The organism is Mesorhizobium sp. CA6, from assembly GCF_020165035.1.
Taxonomy (GTDB): domain Bacteria; phylum Pseudomonadota; class Alphaproteobacteria; order Rhizobiales; family Rhizobiaceae; genus Mesorhizobium.
Window position 1 is genome coordinate 108,790 of the sequence record NZ_JAIUHI010000005.1, and the last position, 15,906, is coordinate 124,695.

The following is a 15,906-nucleotide window of genomic DNA, read 5'->3' on the forward strand; positions in this document are numbered from 1 at the left end:
ATGGCCGCCGCAAATGCCGAGCGGCGCGTCGCGCTCGTGCTCGGCAACTCGCAATATCAGCACGCGGCGCCGCTCGCCAATCCGGCGCGGGATGCGCAGGCCATGGCCGATCGGCTCAAGGACCTCGACTTCGAGGTGGTCTCCGGCTTCGACCTCACCAAGCAGCAGACACAGACTACGGTCGCGCAGTTTGCCAAGCAGGTGCGGGGCGCCGACATCGCGCTTTTCTTCTATGCCGGCCATGGCCTGCAGGTCTCCGGCAAGAATTATCTGCTTCCGGTCGACGCCGCGCTTGAGGACGAGACCTCGCTTGATTTCGAGGCCGTCTCGGTCGATTTCGTCCTGCGCCAGATGTCGCGCGAGACCAGCATAAGACTGGTTTTCCTGGACGCTTGCCGCGACAATCCGCTCGCCGACGTGCTGGCGAAGACCGCCGGCATCAAGGGCGCAAGCAGCGGCCTTGCTGAAATCCCGATCGAGAATGGCGGCGCCGGCACGCTGGTCGCCTTCGCCGCAAGTCCGAACCAGCTCGCCTATGACGGTTCGGGCGACCACTCGCCGTTCACCACGGCGCTGCTCCAGCATATCGGCGAAGCCAACGTCTCCATCACCGAAGCGATGAACAGGGTGACCAGCGATGTCTTCAAGGCCACCGCCGGCAAGCAGCGCCCCTGGATCAACGTCTCGCTGACCACCGAGGTCGTCCTGCACAGCATCGATCTCAATGCGCCGCTGATCGTCGGCGAGGCGGGCCCGCCGCAGGCCGAAGCGGGCTCCGGGACGCGCAACACCGGCGCGGCGTCCGGCCAGACCGACGAACAGCTTGCGCTCAATGCGCTGCGTGAAAGAATCCCGAAGCTGGCGACGGACGGGCCGATCTTTTTCGATCGCCCGGTCAAGTTTGGCGACCCGGCGATCGACGGCAAGAGCATAGCCCAACTGATCAAGGGACAACCGCTTTTCAGTCCGGTCGAAGGCCTCGACAAGTCGGTCTGGCAAGGCAAGCACTGCGACGGCTGCCACGAGTGGAACGAGACCCGCCTTTGCGAGCAGGCGAAGAATTTCGCTGCCAACGACGTCTCCGTGCTGCGCCTGCAGCATCCGCTCGGCACCCGCTTCAAGGTCGCTTTGGCCAGGTGGGCGCAAGGCGGCTGTAAATGATTTTCCTGGAGTTACCCTAATACGCGTCGACCGATTGCCGCTGCGCCTCCATCTCCACCATCTGGATGCCCATATCGACGAAGGCCGAAAGCACGCCAAAACGGTCCGCGGTCGAGACGCGCGCCAGCCCCGCCAGGATTCCGGCGTTGACGGCGTGGGCGGCGGGAAATCCAGTCGACAGCATATCGAAGGCCGGGTCGCGCCACGCCGCGGACAGAGCGAGCCAAGCAGCCGGCGTCGTCGGCGACGGATCGACGGCGTCGCCCAGCGCCGTTCGATTGCGGGGATTGCCAGGCTCGCCGACCCAGTCATTGACGAGCGCCAGCAATTCGAGGTCCCTATCGGCAAGGAGTTCTGAGAGATGGCTCAGGCATTCATGCCCCCACCAGACCGCGGCGCGTTCCGGCAGGAGATAGGCACAGAACGTGACAGCCTCCTCCGGCACGCGCCCGGCGAGCAGGGCGCGGCAGAACTCGAGCGGGGATTGATTGGCGGCCGGCGATTTCATGTCCCGGGCGATCGCGGGACAGGCAAGAAAGAGATCCCTTGCGGTTCTGTATCCGAGTTCGTTGGCCATGGCTGCCAAACCCCGAGAGCCAGCTGATAACCACTGAAGCCTTTAGCCGAGAGCCGGTCAAGCCTTAGAGCCGGATGAACCCGTCTCTAAATCAAAGAACTAGAGCATGATGCCGCCCGAAACCGCTTCATATTTTTCGGCATCATGCTCCAGCTTTTAGCAGGTGGCGGCCATCGGCAACGTGCGCTTGTTCACAGACAATCGCTTCAAGATTTGATATGGTGTGCGCCAGTGAAACCCGCTCAAACAGGAGTGACGGTCATGCGGTGGGGCAGCTCAGCCTTGGCATTGGCGACCGTGCTTTTTTCAACGCACGTTTATGCCGATCCGCTACAGAAATCGGAAGACATCGTGAAGTTCTTCGCCGGCCAGGGTAATCTTGGCGCGTCGCGCGGTATCTGCGTCGGCACCGAAGAAGAGTGCAAGAGCAAAGCCGACAAGAACGAGGCGCCCCAAAAGGGCAGCCTCGACATGATGATCAATTTCGCCCTCGATTCGGCCCAGCTCGACCAGACCGCCCGCACGGAGCTGGACGAGTTCGCCAAGGCGCTGAAGGACAATAGGCTGAGCACGTTCAGCTTCGTCGTCGAAGGCCACACCGACGCGACCGGTACGGATCGCTACAACCAGGACCTGTCGCAGCGAAGGGCGCAATCGGTGGCCGCCTTCCTGACGGCGAACGGCGTTCAATCTACCCGCCTCGAGCCGATAGGCCTGGGCAAGTCGCATCCGCGCGTCGCCAATCCCTACGATCCGGTCAACCGCCGGGTGGAAATGCGGATCAGGACGCAATAGGGCGGTCGGCGCCGATCAGCTCTTAGCGAACTGCCGATGGGCGACTGCCGACAGGCAGGGCTCGCATTCTCGATCAGTTCTAAAGCATGACCCGAAAAGTGGGAGCCGGTTTTCGGGACCATGGCTTAGAGGAAGCAATTTACCACTCGTTTACGATATTAGCGCAGCCTGATATTCGGCCATGCCGGTACAGCGTACATGCCCAAAGAGCCCCAGCGCCGATCCCCCTCAGCGCTGGGGTTTTTTACGCATGATCCATTCGACCACGTTGGGATTGACGTAATCGTCCCCGGTCATGATGCGAACCAGCTTCGTCGCGCGCGGTCGCCATTGATCTTCAGGAATCTCATCCTCATCGACCCAGCGCCTGAACGCTTCGCGCATGACGTCGAATTCGAAGCACGAACCGTTTTCGTTGGATTGCTTTTTGACCATGGCCGGCAACGTCGAATCCTCTCAAATGTTCCAGCTCACCGCGCGTCGAAATCGTGCCTTAGCCAAAAGACCACGGTCAGCCGGGTCCCGGCGTATTCTGGATCGAACCTATCAGCGCGGCGATCGCCTGCTTGTATTTTTCGAATTCGGGAGACGTCTGCCGGATTTCGGTCGTGGTCGTCGCCGGCTGGCCTTGGTCGGTCACCACGCGCGGCACCTTCTGCCCCATTTTCCGCTCGGCCCAGTCCACGACATAACTGGCGGTCTTGCCGGTAAGGAACGGGTTGGCCTGGATGACGGCTGATCCCAGAACCGCGGTCAATTGCGACGAGCCCGGCGCCGCCAGCACCTGATGCGCCCCTTCCATGCCGAGGAAATGGCAAAGATAGAGGCGACCGGCGGTGATCTGGTGGCCGCGGGCGCGCAGATAGGCTTCGCCTTCGCGCGCCAGGTTGCGCACCATTTCGCGCGACAGCGTCGCGTCGTAGCGGAGCGCCAAAAGGTCGGCGGTCGAAAGCGAGCGGGCGAGATCGGGACGATACGTGTTCATCATGCGGATCCAGGTCTTGGAGATGAACTGGCCGGCGCCGGTCGCCGACGAAAGCGGGTTCTTGGCACGGGCGCTGCCGCCGCTTTCGACGTGCACGATCCGGTCGGTCAGCGTCTCGACGGCGGAATCGCCTGAGCCGCCGGAGCTGACGGAAACGGCGGTGGCGACCGAAGTGACCGTGCCCAGCGGATCGATCGCCACGCCATTCTGATAGAGTTCGAAATGCAGATGCGGGCCGGTCGAAAGCCCTGTTGTGCCGATATAGCCGATGACGTCGCCGGCCTTCACCTTGGTGCCGACCCCGCTGGCGATGGCGAATTTCTGCATATGCGCATAACGCGTCTCGCGGCCGTTGGCATGCGTGATCTTCACCAGATTGCCGTAGCCGCCGCCATCGCCCTGAAAGGAGATCGCGCCGTCGAAGGCGGCCACGATCGGCGTACCGACCGGCGCCGCCCAGTCGACGCCCTTGTGGATTCGAACCGTGCCGAGGATCGGATGCTTGCGCGGGCCGAAGGTCGAGGTCATCACTCCGGCGACCGGTGTGACCATGCCGTTGGTGACGGTCAGCGATCGCACCTGATCGTCGCCCGTCACGCAGGCATACTGGCCGTCGCTCTGCTGGAAGACGAAACAGTCGAGGCTCTTTTGCGCGCCTTGGACACCGACATAGAGCACCCGGCCGGAGATCTCGCCTTGGCCGCGCGGCGTCTGCGAATAGATCAGCACCAGGCGCTGGTCCTCGCTGGCAAAGGCGTCGAGGTCCTGCCCCCGCGACAGATACATGATCGCCTCGCCGATGACGCTGGTCGGCACCTTGTTGCGTGCTGCCGTCGAATAGATCGCGTCGAGCAGGCGGTACTGCCGCTTGGGCCCGCCCTGGTCCGAGGCGCCGGAATAGTTGAAGAGGTCCTCGCGAACCCACGGATCCACGCCCGACACGAAGGCGCCGGCCGCATTACGCGTCAGCGTGCCGACATAGACATTCTTGGCGTAGATCGAGACCTGCATCAGCGACATCGTCGTCGTCTCGCGGTTCGGACGGAACCCGCGCATGGCCACCACAAAGCCGGGCTCCAGCCCGTCGCGGTTGAACAGCGTCTTCAGCGCCTCGCCCGCAAGCTTCGCGTCGTCGGCGGAGAAATGCGCGTCGAGCGCCACGCTGTCCAGGCTGCGGTCGTTGAGGATCTTCACGAAGGTATCCTCGGTCGCCTCGAAGCGCTGGTATTCGCTGGCGACGGTCGCCACGGTCGTGTTGTTCTCGACCGCGGTCTTCTTGAAAGCCGGGAGCGCGGCTTCCCCCTGGTCGATGGTCTCGCCCCAGCCGGCCTCGGGATCGTCGGCGTCGGCCTTGGTCGCCGGGCCGGCGTCGCTCTCGTCAGGCGCCGCCTGGAGATCGTTCTCGAGGTCGCCCTGCGGATCGCCCTGTTGATCGTCTGGCGCCGCGGCCGGAGCGGGCGGTGCCGGTTGCGCGTCGTCGGGCGTCGCCGCCGATGGCTTGGAAGCGGCCTGCCGCTGCGCCTGGAAGAAGGCGAAATCCTCCTGCGTCGACGGGATCGTCGTCATGAACTTCTCGCTGGCGCTCAGCATCACGTCGGACAGGATCTCGATTTGCGGCGAAGCTCCGGAACTGTCGAGCTCAGCCGGACGCGCGACGGTCTTGCCCTTAGTCGCGGTGTCGGCATCGGGCGCCAGCGTGATCCACATCGGATCGCCGGCGAGATCGATGATCGCCGGCACATAGACCGAGGCATCGGGCGGCACGTCTTCCATGCCCTCGACGGGATGCAGCTCCTCGTCCTCGTCGCCAAACGACCAATAGTCCTTGGTCAGGTAGAAGCCGGTGGCCAAAGCGACGACGGCGAGCGTTGCGGCCCCTGCAAGGATTCCGCGCCGGAGCTTGCGCCGGCGCTCGGCCAAGCGCGCCAGCTTTTTCTGTTTGAAGCTCGTGTCGATCGAGTGCGTCACGGGCTGTTTCCGGTCAGGAAATAGGTCCAGCGCACCTGCTCCTGCGTATCGACCTCGACGAAGCGCGCCGCGATATGGCCGCGCTGCCAGCACTCTTCGATGCCACGGATCGAAAAGCGCCGCCGGTCGATGCACATCTCGGTCGATCCGTTGAGGATCGCGTGGCCGAAGACGTCCGTCGCATAGAGATAGATATAGCGGTTGGTGAGCTCCTCGCGGATGACGTTGACGCACTGGTTGGCGCCGATGGTCCACCAGCCGTCCGTCTGGTCGGCATTGTCGACTTTCTGTCCGACCGCGAGATTCACGACGTCGAGCGTCTGGTTGCAGACGGTGAATTCGGCATGCGCCTTGGCGGGCGAAAAGATCCAGAACAGCGCCGCGCCGAGCAGCGCCGCAAGCGTGATGCGGCTCGGCAATCGGAGCCGGCTACGCTGCTTGCGTGGCGAGGGCTGGTCCAAATAACGCAGGCGGCGAAGGTCCATCGGCGTTCATGCTATCCGCCAAGCCGGAAATAGGTGGCCGTGGCGGAGAACTGCGATCCATCGGCCTCGATCTCCTCGAGGATCCTCGGCAAAAGCTCCGAGGCCGGCGTCGGCCTGGAGAACATGGCGGCCTGGATGTCCTTGGGGCCGGTGATTACCAGCATGATCTGCGGCACCGCTTTGGCGGCTGCTTTGTCGGCGGCAGCGAGACCGATCGGGATGTTGAAGGTCACCTTGTCGGTCTGCGGCACCATGCGGTCGTCGAGGTTGAAGGCGATGCCCTTGTGGTCGATCAGCATGATGTTCGAGACAAGCCCGCCGCCCGTATACAGCGCGCCGCTGACCGGCGATCCGTCGGGGACCGATGTCCGGTCGAGGACAAGCTGTGGCTTTGCAGCCGAGCTTCGGTCGAGGAAGCGAAGGAAAGTGGGCACGCCGCACTGCGGCGGGGTGATCAGGCGCACACTGATGTCCGGCTCGGCGTGAAACCTGGACTGGAAATCATTGAGCAATTGTTCGAAGGGCTGCACCGCCGTTGCGTATCCCTCGATCGTCGGGGTGGCGCCAGGTCCGGAAGTGACGTTCGCGTAAAAACAGCTGCCGCCGCTGAAATCACGCACCCAGGAGCGCTGGTCGTTCCACTTGATCATGTCGTCTTCCGCTGAAGGAAGCGCCGGCTTGGGCACATTGATGGCAACGTCGGTGTTGTCGGGCTGCTTGGCCGCCGGTGTCTGCGCTTGCTGCGCTGGTTGTGCCGGCGCGATCGGCGTTTCCGGCTGACTAGGTGTTGGGGTCTGCGCCTTCGGCTCGGCCGGCGGAGGCGTCGGCTGCGTCGATGCCTGGCTTTGCGAAGCTGGAGGTGGGGAAGCCGCCGGCTTGGGCAACTTGGAAAGCATCTCCACGAGCTCTTTTACGCTCGGCTTGGCCGCCGGCGGACTTGCCTCCTGCGCCGGCTTGTTCTCAGCCGCCTGGCTCGGTTCCGGCGTCTTGGCTGCCGGCTTGCCTGCAGGCTGCGCCGGCTTGTGGCTTTCGGCGGCCGCTGGCGCGGGAGCTGGCGCAGGCTTCGGCGATTGCGCCGCCGGCGGTTGCGCCGGTTTGGTCTCGACCTGTGGGAGATGCGGTTGGCTGTTGGCCTCGCTCTCCGGCTGAGTGGCAGGCCGGGCCGGCCTCTCGACGGGCGTCTTGGCCTCCGCATCGGGTTGGACAGGCGGCTTCGCCGTCTCGATGGTGGCGGCGCCGTCAGGCTTCGGCGCCTGCGGCTGAGCCGCGGCCGGTGCCTGCGCCTGAGATTTCGGCGCCTCCGGTGGCTGCGCCTCGGCCACCGGCTTGGCGGCTTCGGCGACCGGCTTCGGCGTCAGTGGCTTGGGTGTTACCGTTGCCGGCGGGGGCGCCAGGACACCGCTGAAATAAACGCCGCCCCCAACCAGCACAGCGAGAGCCGCGACCCCTCCGGCGATGGCGGGCATGCGCGAAGTCTTTTTGGGTGCGGCCGGTGCGGGCGCACTGGCCGGGGCGGCTGCCGGCGCGGGCCGTGGCTCCGACAGATGCGCCGGGCGCACATGCTCGACGAAGTGCGGCTCGCCGGAAGGCGGCTGCGGTTTGGAATCCGGCAGCGCCGTCCAACCGGCGCGCGGCAGGCCGGAGCGTTCGCGTGCCCCAAACGACACCGGCGGCGGCAATGTCGCCTCGAGATCCTCGCCGCGCGAGGCCCTGGCAATCTCGGCCATGCTGGCCGGCCGGTCGCGCGGATCCGGCTGCAGCATGGCTTCGATCAGCTCGCGGAAATCGGGATCGATATCCGACAGGTCCGGCACCGCCCGGCGCTTTTCGATGACCTCATATTGCGACCCGCTCATGTCGAGCGGCTTTCCGCGCAGCGCCGCCGCCAGCACCAGGCCGAGGCTGTAGATGTCGGACTGCTCGCTGACCTCGCCTCCATAGAGGCCGAGCTGTTCGGGCGAGACGTAATTGTATTTGCCGGCGAACTTTCCGCCGATCAGCGTTTCTCCGCCGACGGTGGCCGAACGGGCGATGCCGAAATCGATGATCTTGGCGCGCTCCACCCGACCGCCAGGCAGGATGATGTTGTCCGGCGAGAGGTCGCGGTGGACAGCGCCTGCCTGGTGCACCGCGGCGAGCCCCGAGGCCAGGCGATGGCAAAGCCGGCGCACATCATCCCCCGGCATCGGCCCGCGGCGCATGACGTCGAACAGCGACTGGCCGTCCACGAACTCCATCGCAAGATAGGGACGGCCGATCCCCGGATCGATGGTGAAGACGTGGTAGCGCACCACCGCGTCATGCGACAGATGATTGAGGATCGATGCTTCCTTGCGGAACAGCGACAGGATCGTCTGGTCGCGGGCGAATTCGGGCAGCACGATCTTGATCGCCACATGGTCGCCGGTCTGGATGTTGTGGCCGCGATAGACTTCGCCCATGCCGCCGGAGGCGATCCTCTCGTCGAGTTCGTAGATGCCGCTGAGCTGCGTGCCGACACCCGTGTAGGTGACGTTCGTCGACAGCCGTGTCTTGTCGTCGTCGCTCATCCGGCCAGCCCCTCCGCCGCGGACCGATCCGAATGGTGCGCGCCGCTCTGCCCGTCGCCGATCTTCACGAGCACGATAGTCACATTGTCGGTTCCGCCGCGCGCCAGCACGGTTTTCAAGAGGTTCTCGCATGCCGTCCGCGGCGTGGCGGATCTGACCGCGGCCTCGATCTCGGCGTCGCTGACATGCGCGGTCAATCCGTCTGTGCCCAGAACGAAGACATCGCCCGCCATCAGCTCGCCCTGCTGGAAATCGATCTCGAGCTCGTCGCTGACGCCGATCGCATGCGTGATCACGTTGCGGCGCGGCCAGACGCGCGCTTCCTCGGCGCTGATCATGCCGCGGTCGAGCAATTCCTGCACCTCGGTGTGATCCTTGGAAACTTGGAAGATCGAGCCGTTGCGGACGAGATAGATGCGGCTGTCGCCGGCCCACAGGCAGGCGAAGCGCCCATCCATGGCAAGCAGGGCCGCGAAAGTGGAGCCGATGGTGATGCCGCGCGAGCGCGATATATCGCGGATTTCGGCATTGGCGCGGCTCAGCCGGTCCTCGAAGCGGGCGCGAAGGTCCGGCGCCGAGCTCGCAATACCGATCGTCGCCAGATGGTCGACAATGCTGGCTGAGGCGACTTCGCCGGCCTCATGCCCGCCCATGCCGTCGGCCACCACCCAGAGCCCGGTCTGCGGCTCGATGAGGTAATTGTCTTCGTTGTGGTCGCGCACACAGCCCTTGTGGCTCACGCCGAAGCTGTCGATGGGAAGGGCGACAGTGCTCAATTTGCCACCAAGCGCTCAGCAGGCGTCCTCTGTGACCAGCCATGGGCCGCGTGCCCAGGCCACTCTGCCACAAGCGTATGTATTAGAGTACCGAAATGAAGGCTGGGACCGACCATCTCAGAACGCCTTCGGACAGCTGAAGCCGGACAAGGCCGGCAGCAGCAACGGATTGGCGCCCGAGCCGGCCTGGATGGTGTAGGCGACATCGCGTCCGCCGATCACGAAGCGCGCTTCGGTGTTGGCGCCGCCGCCGGTGATGGTCGCCCTGTCGAAAAGCCGCTTCAATGCCCATGGTCCTTCGAATTTGAGCGCGGACTCGCGGCCGGGCATTTCCGGCACGAGGCTGAGGCTCGCCGATCCTGAAGCGGCGCCGCTTGGCCATGTCACGATGCTCGGCGCGTTGCCGGCCTGGGCGCTCTGGACCGTCTGCCCGTCGACGTCGAGCAAAGCACTGTCGACTTCGCTGTTCAATGAGGTGGGCGTTATGGTGATCGACACCGAGGGCACCGAGCCACCGGAAGGGAAAAAGGCGCTGCGGATTTCCGCCGCCGACTGGAACGCCTTCAAGGTCGACTTGGCCAGGTCGCGGCTGGAACGGGCGTCCTGCTTCCAAGTCCACTCCTGGCCGGTCATGTCGATCAGCGGCGCGAGGTTCTGCGCGAAGAACCGGTCCATCAGGCCGCCAGGCGCGAACAGCTTGGTGAAATCCGCCATCGAGATCTCGTCGGTGCCGTCGCGTGTGAAGGGATAGCGGCCGTTGACTGCCTCCTCGCAGACGCGCGTCACCGTCTGGTCGAGCGTCTGGTTGAGGTTGGCTACGGAGGCCTCGGCGACATTGCCTTCGAGCTCGTCCGCCGCCGCGTTGACCATGCGCGCCAGCGGCTTCGGCAGGCGCGAGACATTGGCCCGTAGGGTCGAGATCTGCAGCTGCAAATTGGCGTTGACGCGCTCGGTCTGCGTGGGGACATCGGCCGCGAGCTTCAGGCTCTGGAAGATGTCGTGGAAGTTCTGCGTCAGCGCGTCGAGCGGCCGGCGCCCGGCGGCCCCGCCGACGAGCGCCTGGAACGAGCGGAACTGCGCCTCGACGCTCGCGCCGGCATTCTGCACGACGGCCGAGCTAGCGCCGGCGCGGCTCTGCGACTTGCCGCCGGCGATCTGCAGGCCGATGCGGGCCAGCCCCTTGGCCATGCTGGCGGGGTCCGGCTGCGCCGTGCCGATATCGCCGTCGGCGCCGCTATCCTTCGTCAATGCGGTTTCATCGGCGATCGCGGTGAAGAGCTGGTCGAGCGGCGAGTCCGGCGCGGCGAGGGCGGAGAGCGCCAGATATTGCGGCTTGTCCTTCAGCATCGCCTTGAGCTTCAGCTGGTCGAGCACGCCGTTCCAGGCGGCGGCGAATTCCTTGCCGTAGCGGTCGATGAGCTCGGGACCGAGCCTGGGCAGGTCCTGGTCGATGCCGCCCTGTTCGCCGCCGCCGCCGAGCACCCATTGGTCGTCGACGAGCATCTGCGCGATGCGCGAGAGCTGCGGCAGGAAGAAGCCATTGAACCCGGCGCGCGTGTAAAGGCCGGGGACCTGAAGATCGGCGAGCTCGCTGCCATCTGTGCGCTCGAACAGCAGCTGGGCTTCCGGACCGGCTTTCGCGGCGATGGAGAAATCCTGCAGCTTTGCCGCGTAGACCGCTGACTTGATCTGCGCCGAGGCGCGGTCGGCGAGGCTCATGCGTCCGAGCGAGCGCTGCGCGGCCTCGATCAGCGGCTGGTTGAGCGCAAAGGTTGGATCGTAGGCGTCGTCGAGCGCAAGCATCGCGCGCAGATGCTTTTCGAGCTGCGCGCGGCCTTCGCGGTTGTTCTCGCCGGGGTAGCGGTTCTCCTCCCAGTCCTGCTTCATCCAGGAAACGATCAGCTCGTCGTCGACCTTCGGCGCCTTGCCGCCCAGCATCAGGTAGATCTTGAGCGGCTCGTAGAGCGCGATCGGATCGGCCATCCTGGCCTGGATCGTCCGTTCCGCCTGCACCAGCAGCCGCGAGCGGAAGGTCCGCTCCAGCGCCTGCCGGTAAGCCGTCTTCGAGGCCGACAGCAGCCGCTCGCGCTGGCTGAGCCCGAACGTCTCCTCGATCGGCTTTCCCTGGTCGCTATTTTCGAACCCGGCCGGCAGGTTGCGCAGCTGGTCGAGCGGACCGATGACGTTTTCGAGGTCGACATCGGTCACCGTGGTGCTCTTGAGCAGGCTATCGGCGCTGTCGCGATAATGCGCCATGGCTTGGCGTGTGGAAGCGATCAGCGCCTTGTTGGCGAAGAAGCTGAGGCCAAGCATGCCGAGCGCTGCCGCAGCCGCCAGCGCGATCGCGGCAAGGCCGCCGAACCTGGCGAGCTTCGCGCGCCGCTCGGCCGCCCGGTCGAAGGACACCCAGCCTGATTCCGGGAAGATCACATTGGCCAGCAGGTCGTGCAGGAAGAAGCTCTTGCCGGCGCCGGAAAGATGCATCTGCGAGGCACTGCCGAAACTGCGGCCGATCGCGCCCAACACCTGGTCGAAGGGCGTCCCTTCCTGCGTGCCGGACGAGAAATAGAGCCCGCGCAGGCTGACATTGACCTGCGACCTCGATGTGTCGAACAGGCTGCCGACAAACTGCGTTATCCGGTTCTTCAGCGCGCCGAACTGGGCCGGGAAGCCGAACAGCGCGATCCGCGCCACCGGGTCGGGCTCTTCTTGCAAGCGATCGGCGACTTCTTCGGCGAGCCGCTTCGCCAGCTCATCGAAGGCTGCGGGCGCCTCGCCGGCCATGTTTTTGGTGCGGTCGGCGGTCTGGAACGTCGCCCCCCACACCTTGCGCCTGCGCGTCTCGTCGAAATCGCCGAAATAATCCATGAAGCCGCAGATGAGATCGGCCTTGGTGAAGAGCAGATAGACCGGGAACTGGACCTTCAGCGTCTCGTGCAGCTCGCGCAGGCGGCTCCTGATCTCGGTGACATGCGCGTCGAGTTGCCGGTCGTGGAAGCCGATCAGGTCGGCAAGGCTGATGGCGAGGATCACGCCGTTGATCGGTTGCCTGGTGCGGTGCTTCTTGAGCAATCCCAGGAAGGCGAGCCAGCTTCCCTTGTCGCGCTCGCGGTCCGATTCCTGCGTCGTGTAGCGGCCGGCCGTATCGATCAGCACCGCCTCGTCGGTGAACCACCAGTCGCAGGACCGCGTGCCGCCGACGCCGGCCAGCGGCTGCGCGCTGCCGGAGCCGGCAAGCGGGAACTTCAGTCCGGAATTGACCAGCGCCGTCGTCTTGCCGGCGCCTGGCGGGCCGATGATGATGTACCAGGGGACGTCATAGAGGAAATCGCGCTTGCCGCTCGTCCGCTTCAGCGTCGCGATGGCTTCGCTCATGCGCGCTTCAAGCACCTGTGAATCGTCGTTGCGCTCATCGCCGCGCACGATGGCCGTTTCGAGCGCTTTTTGCGCCTTGCGCCGCTGCCAGAAGCGGATGCCGTAGAACAGCGCAAGCACCGCAACGGTGACGCCGATGATCATGGCCCTGAGCCACACAGGCCCGAGCGGGCGCGTATCGGCGAAGCGGATCAGCGGCCCGGCATACCAGACCGCCGCCGAGAAACCGGCAAGCGCAGCCAGGCTGAAGATCCGCAGCATCCAGCGCATCAGTCGCCGTTCTCCGCCGTCGCGCTCGTCTGCAACGTCTCCTGTTTCGGGATCATCACGTCGACGCGGCGGTTCCTGGCGCGGCCTTCCGCCGTGCCATTGTCGGCGATCGGTTCATCCTCGCCCCTGCCGTCGGCGCTCAGCCGCGACGGGTCCTTCAATTGCTTGGCCATCATCGCCTGGACGGCCTTCGCCCGGGCGACGGAAAGATCGAAATTCGATTTGAACGTGCTCGATTTCTTCGGCTTCACATTGTCGGTGTGGCCGATGATATTGATGAGCCCCGGTTCAGCATCGAGCGCCCTGGCGATGTCGGCGGCGACAGGCTGGAACTGCGGCTTCAGCTCCGCCTGGCCGGGCGCAAACAAAAGCTGGTTGTTGATCTCGACGACGATGAACTCGCCCTTCTCGCCGACGCTCAGTCCGCCGCCGGCGATCTCCTTGGCAAGTGCGGCGCGGATGCGGTCGATCTGGGTGGTGTCCGGAACCGCGGGCGGCGGCGGGCTGGCTAGCACCGGCTCAGTGGGCGCCGCCACGCTGGCGCGCTCGATGGTGACGGGCGTCGACGGGTTGAGCGCCAGCAATTCGCCGGCGGTCGCGTCGCCTTCGTCGGTGATCAGCACCCGCAGCCCGAACAAGGCCGCTGTCACCAGCGTCGCCGCGGCGGCCGCTGCCGCCCAGAGCGGCAGCCGCGCCCTTGGCTTTGGCAACGCCGCCGCCATGCCTTGCCAGCGTGGCGAGACGTCGTCGTTGGCGCGCGGCTTGAGGTAGCGCAGCGTGTCGTAGACGTCGCGCCGGACGCGTTCGAGCATGTTTCGTTCGCCTGTCAGCCCCCGATACTGGCCTTCGAAGCCGAGCGACAGGCAGGCATGCATCAGTTCGAGCAGGTTGTAATGCGCTTCCGGCTTGGCGAGAATCTTGTTCAACGCTTCGTAGAAGCCCGTGCCCGTCGGTCGGGTGTGGAAGAACCGCGCCGCCAGGCTGTGCTGAAGCCAGCTGTCCTTGTCCGGCCAAGGTAGATTGCCGACGAGGTCGTCGGCGGTTTCGCAAAGGGCGAACTTGGCGATGCGTGCGTCTTCCTCGGCTACGCCGGCTTTGGCGATCGCGCGGTCGAAGGTCTCGATCGCGTCAGCGATACGCTCCGCCAAGGGTGCGGCTTGCCGTTCGACCGGCATCAGCCGCAATTGGCCGAAGAGCATCAGCAGCGGCGCCGCCGCGGCAAGGATCGGATTTGTCGCGGCATATCGCACGCCCTCGGCGGCGGCGAGCACGGCGTCCTGCGGCAGCCCCGGCGTCGCATTGTCCACCGCTCCCGGGGCAGGCCCCTGAAACAGCACGGTTCCGGACGACCAACCGGTTGGCATCTGTCGGCCGCCGCCGGGGTCGAACACTGTCGCCTCGCGGGCAGACGATGGAGCAGGACGTGCGCCTTCCGGACCGGATCTCTCGGGAGCCGCAAGCGGCTTCTGCTTCGGCCGCGGCGCGCGGATGACGGTTCTATCCGCCGGCCTGGAAGGATCGTCCTTGGAACTCATCGGCGACGACCCGCCCTCGAATTGCAACGAGCAGGTTTTGGCCCGGGGGAACGCGTTCCAGCCTGAGCCTCGGCGGCGCACCGCATGGACAGGCTCATCTCGCCGAAACATGACATTGCTGCACACGCCCCAAGCCACGCCGCTTTGCCCGCCGGGCAAGCGTCCCTGGGCATTCTAGTCGCCCGGATACCCAATTGAAACGGCCCGCCGATTGAAATCGGAGAGCAAGATGCTCGAAGAGGCGGCTACTTCTATGAGACCCGTCACATACGGCCGGCGCGTCCGTGCCCGTGCGGCTATTTCTGCTTGTCGGCCTTGGCGTAGGCTTCGGCGAAATAGGCGAGGAAGACATCCAGCATGCCGTTCTCGTGCTTGTCTTCCATCGTCCGCCAGGTCGCGACAAGCGCATCCCAGGCCTGGCTCTTTCTGGACGAGAAGGACGCCGGCGGGATCTTTTTGGCGATCGCTTCCGGCGACAGGTCGTCAAGCAGCCTGGACAGCGCGGCCTGCATGGCGGCGTAGGTCGCGATCTCATGGATCTTCAGGTCGCGGAACGCATCCTCGACGCTGCGCCTGGCATCGAGATAGCCGGCCCTGCGCCTGGCGAACATGATCTCCAATATGTCGTCGGTGCCCGGCACGAATTTCAGCGGGTTGTTGTCCTCGGCGCCGATCATCGTGCGGTGCGAGCTCTTGGCGAGCACCTTTGCCGCCGCGCGCGCCTTGAGCAGCAGGGATAGCTGCTCGACCGTGGTCCTCAGCACGGAGCCGATCTCGGCCGCGACATCGTGCGGATCGCGCGACTGCAGCAATTCAGGCGCGATGCCCGCCGCCCTGGCGATCTCCCGCAGCATCGCGTCCGCTTCCGCCGGCCGATTGGCCGGGGCCGCCGGACCGGGCTGCAGGGCCGACGATCTGGAGACTGGCGCCGTCCCGGTCGGGCGCTGTTCCGCCGGACTGAAGAACGGCTCATGGCTGGGAACCGACGGGCCGCCGGGCGAGGACGGCAGCTCGCGCTGCGTCGATCCCGTCCTGGTCTGCGGATGTCCGGTCGCGGCCCGTTCGTCTTCGATCGAAACGCCGACGACGTAGCGGCCGATCAGCAGCCGGTCGCCCTGGGCCAGCCGATGCGGCCCAGCCATGCGCTGGCTGGACCCGTTGACGAAAGTGCCGTTGCGCGAGACATCGTAGAGCCAGAATGAACCCGCCTGGTAGCGGACCTCGCAGTGCCGGCCCGAAATGAACTTGTCCGGATCGGACAACGTCCAGTCGCAATTCTCGCGGCCGATCTCGAAACTGCGGTCGCGGGCGGCATAGCTGGCGGCGGTGCCGGCCGGCAGCCTGTCGACATTGCTGATCTGGAGCGAGATGAACATCCGGAAGCGTCGCCCAACTTGGTCAACAAATGCTTATTTTCCGCGCAATTCCAG

11 protein-coding genes are annotated in these 15,906 nt (G+C 65.3%); 2 read left to right on the top strand and 9 right to left on the bottom strand.

What is annotated here, in order from left to right:
- A complete protein-coding gene (locus LB526_RS09320) occupies window positions 1-1,161 on the top strand; it encodes a caspase domain-containing protein (protein WP_224627380.1) in 1,161 nt (386 codons plus the stop codon).
- 16 nt (window positions 1,162-1,177) lie between these two features.
- On the opposite strand, the gene LB526_RS09325 is transcribed toward LB526_RS09320, so the two are convergent.
- Entirely contained in the window at window positions 1,178-1,738 is a 561-nt protein-coding gene (locus tag LB526_RS09325) for a DUF6931 family protein (protein ID WP_224627507.1), read from the bottom strand.
- Between the two features lie 261 nt (window positions 1,739-1,999).
- Between LB526_RS09325 and LB526_RS09330 the strand changes: the two genes are divergently transcribed.
- Window positions 2,000-2,533, top strand: coding sequence for an OmpA family protein (locus tag LB526_RS09330; protein ID WP_224523530.1), 534 nt, complete (start codon window positions 2,000-2,002; stop codon window positions 2,531-2,533).
- Window positions 2,534-2,761: 228 nt separating this feature from the next.
- On the opposite strand, the gene LB526_RS09335 is transcribed toward LB526_RS09330, so the two are convergent.
- The 8 genes from LB526_RS09335 to tagH all read right to left on the bottom strand — a co-directional run bounded on the left by LB526_RS09335 (window position 2,762) and on the right by tagH (window position 15,852).
- The gene (locus LB526_RS09335; protein ID WP_224627381.1) at window positions 2,762-2,977 is read right to left on the bottom strand and encodes a hypothetical protein; all 216 of its coding nucleotides are present in this window, start codon (window positions 2,975-2,977) and stop codon (window positions 2,762-2,764) included.
- 67 nt (window positions 2,978-3,044) lie between these two features.
- The gene (locus LB526_RS09340) at window positions 3,045-5,486 is read right to left on the bottom strand and encodes a M23 family metallopeptidase (protein WP_224627382.1); all 2,442 of its coding nucleotides are present in this window, start codon (window positions 5,484-5,486) and stop codon (window positions 3,045-3,047) included.
- Window positions 5,483-5,971, bottom strand: coding sequence for a DUF1036 domain-containing protein (locus tag LB526_RS09345; RefSeq protein ID WP_224545019.1), 489 nt, complete (start codon window positions 5,969-5,971; stop codon window positions 5,483-5,485). The genes LB526_RS09340 and LB526_RS09345 overlap by 4 nt, the downstream gene beginning before the upstream one ends.
- Before the next feature lie 11 nt (window positions 5,972-5,982).
- On the bottom strand, window positions 5,983-8,520 hold the full coding sequence (locus LB526_RS09350; RefSeq protein ID WP_224627383.1) for a serine/threonine-protein kinase: 2,538 nt from the start codon (window positions 8,518-8,520) through the stop codon (window positions 5,983-5,985).
- Window positions 8,517-9,296 carry a PP2C family protein-serine/threonine phosphatase gene (locus LB526_RS09355; RefSeq protein ID WP_224627385.1) on the bottom strand — a complete coding sequence of 260 codons (780 nt, stop codon included), beginning with the start codon at window positions 9,294-9,296 and terminating at the stop codon, window positions 8,517-8,519. The genes LB526_RS09350 and LB526_RS09355 overlap by 4 nt, the downstream gene beginning before the upstream one ends.
- 117 nt (window positions 9,297-9,413) lie before the next feature.
- Window positions 9,414-12,941 (bottom strand): type VI secretion system membrane subunit TssM, encoded by a 3,528-nt coding sequence (tssM, locus tag LB526_RS09360; RefSeq protein ID WP_224627387.1) that lies wholly within the window; start codon window positions 12,939-12,941, stop codon window positions 9,414-9,416.
- A complete protein-coding gene (gene tssL / locus LB526_RS09365) occupies window positions 12,941-14,476 on the bottom strand; it encodes a type VI secretion system protein TssL, long form (protein ID WP_224627388.1) in 1,536 nt (511 codons plus the stop codon). Before tssL ends, tssM begins: the two co-directional genes overlap by 1 nt.
- A 296-nt stretch (window positions 14,477-14,772) precedes the next feature.
- Window positions 14,773-15,852 (bottom strand): type VI secretion system-associated FHA domain protein TagH, encoded by a 1,080-nt coding sequence (tagH, locus tag LB526_RS09370; protein WP_224627390.1) that lies wholly within the window; start codon window positions 15,850-15,852, stop codon window positions 14,773-14,775.
- Between the last annotated feature and the right edge of the window lie 54 nt (window positions 15,853-15,906).

Excerpts from the sequence above, each read along its gene's own strand:
- LB526_RS09330 (WP_224523530.1), top strand. The coding sequence starts at position 2,000 with ATGCGGTGGGGCAGCTCAGCCTTGGCATTGGCGACCGTGCTTTTTTCA.
- tssL (WP_224627388.1), bottom strand. The coding sequence starts at position 14,476 with ATGAGTTCCAAGGACGATCCTTCCAGGCCGGCGGATAGAACCGTCATC.
- tssM (WP_224627387.1), bottom strand. The coding sequence starts at position 12,941 with ATGCGCTGGATGCTGCGGATCTTCAGCCTGGCTGCGCTTGCCGGTTTC.
- LB526_RS09350 (WP_224627383.1), bottom strand. The coding sequence starts at position 8,520 with ATGAGCGACGACGACAAGACACGGCTGTCGACGAACGTCACCTACACG.
- LB526_RS09325 (WP_224627507.1), bottom strand. The coding sequence starts at position 1,738 with ATGGCCAACGAACTCGGATACAGAACCGCAAGGGATCTCTTTCTTGCC.
- LB526_RS09345 (WP_224545019.1), bottom strand. The coding sequence starts at position 5,971 with ATGGACCTTCGCCGCCTGCGTTATTTGGACCAGCCCTCGCCACGCAAG.
- tagH (WP_224627390.1), bottom strand. The coding sequence starts at position 15,852 with ATGTTCATCTCGCTCCAGATCAGCAATGTCGACAGGCTGCCGGCCGGC.
- LB526_RS09320 (WP_224627380.1), top strand. The coding sequence starts at position 1 with ATGGCCGCCGCAAATGCCGAGCGGCGCGTCGCGCTCGTGCTCGGCAAC.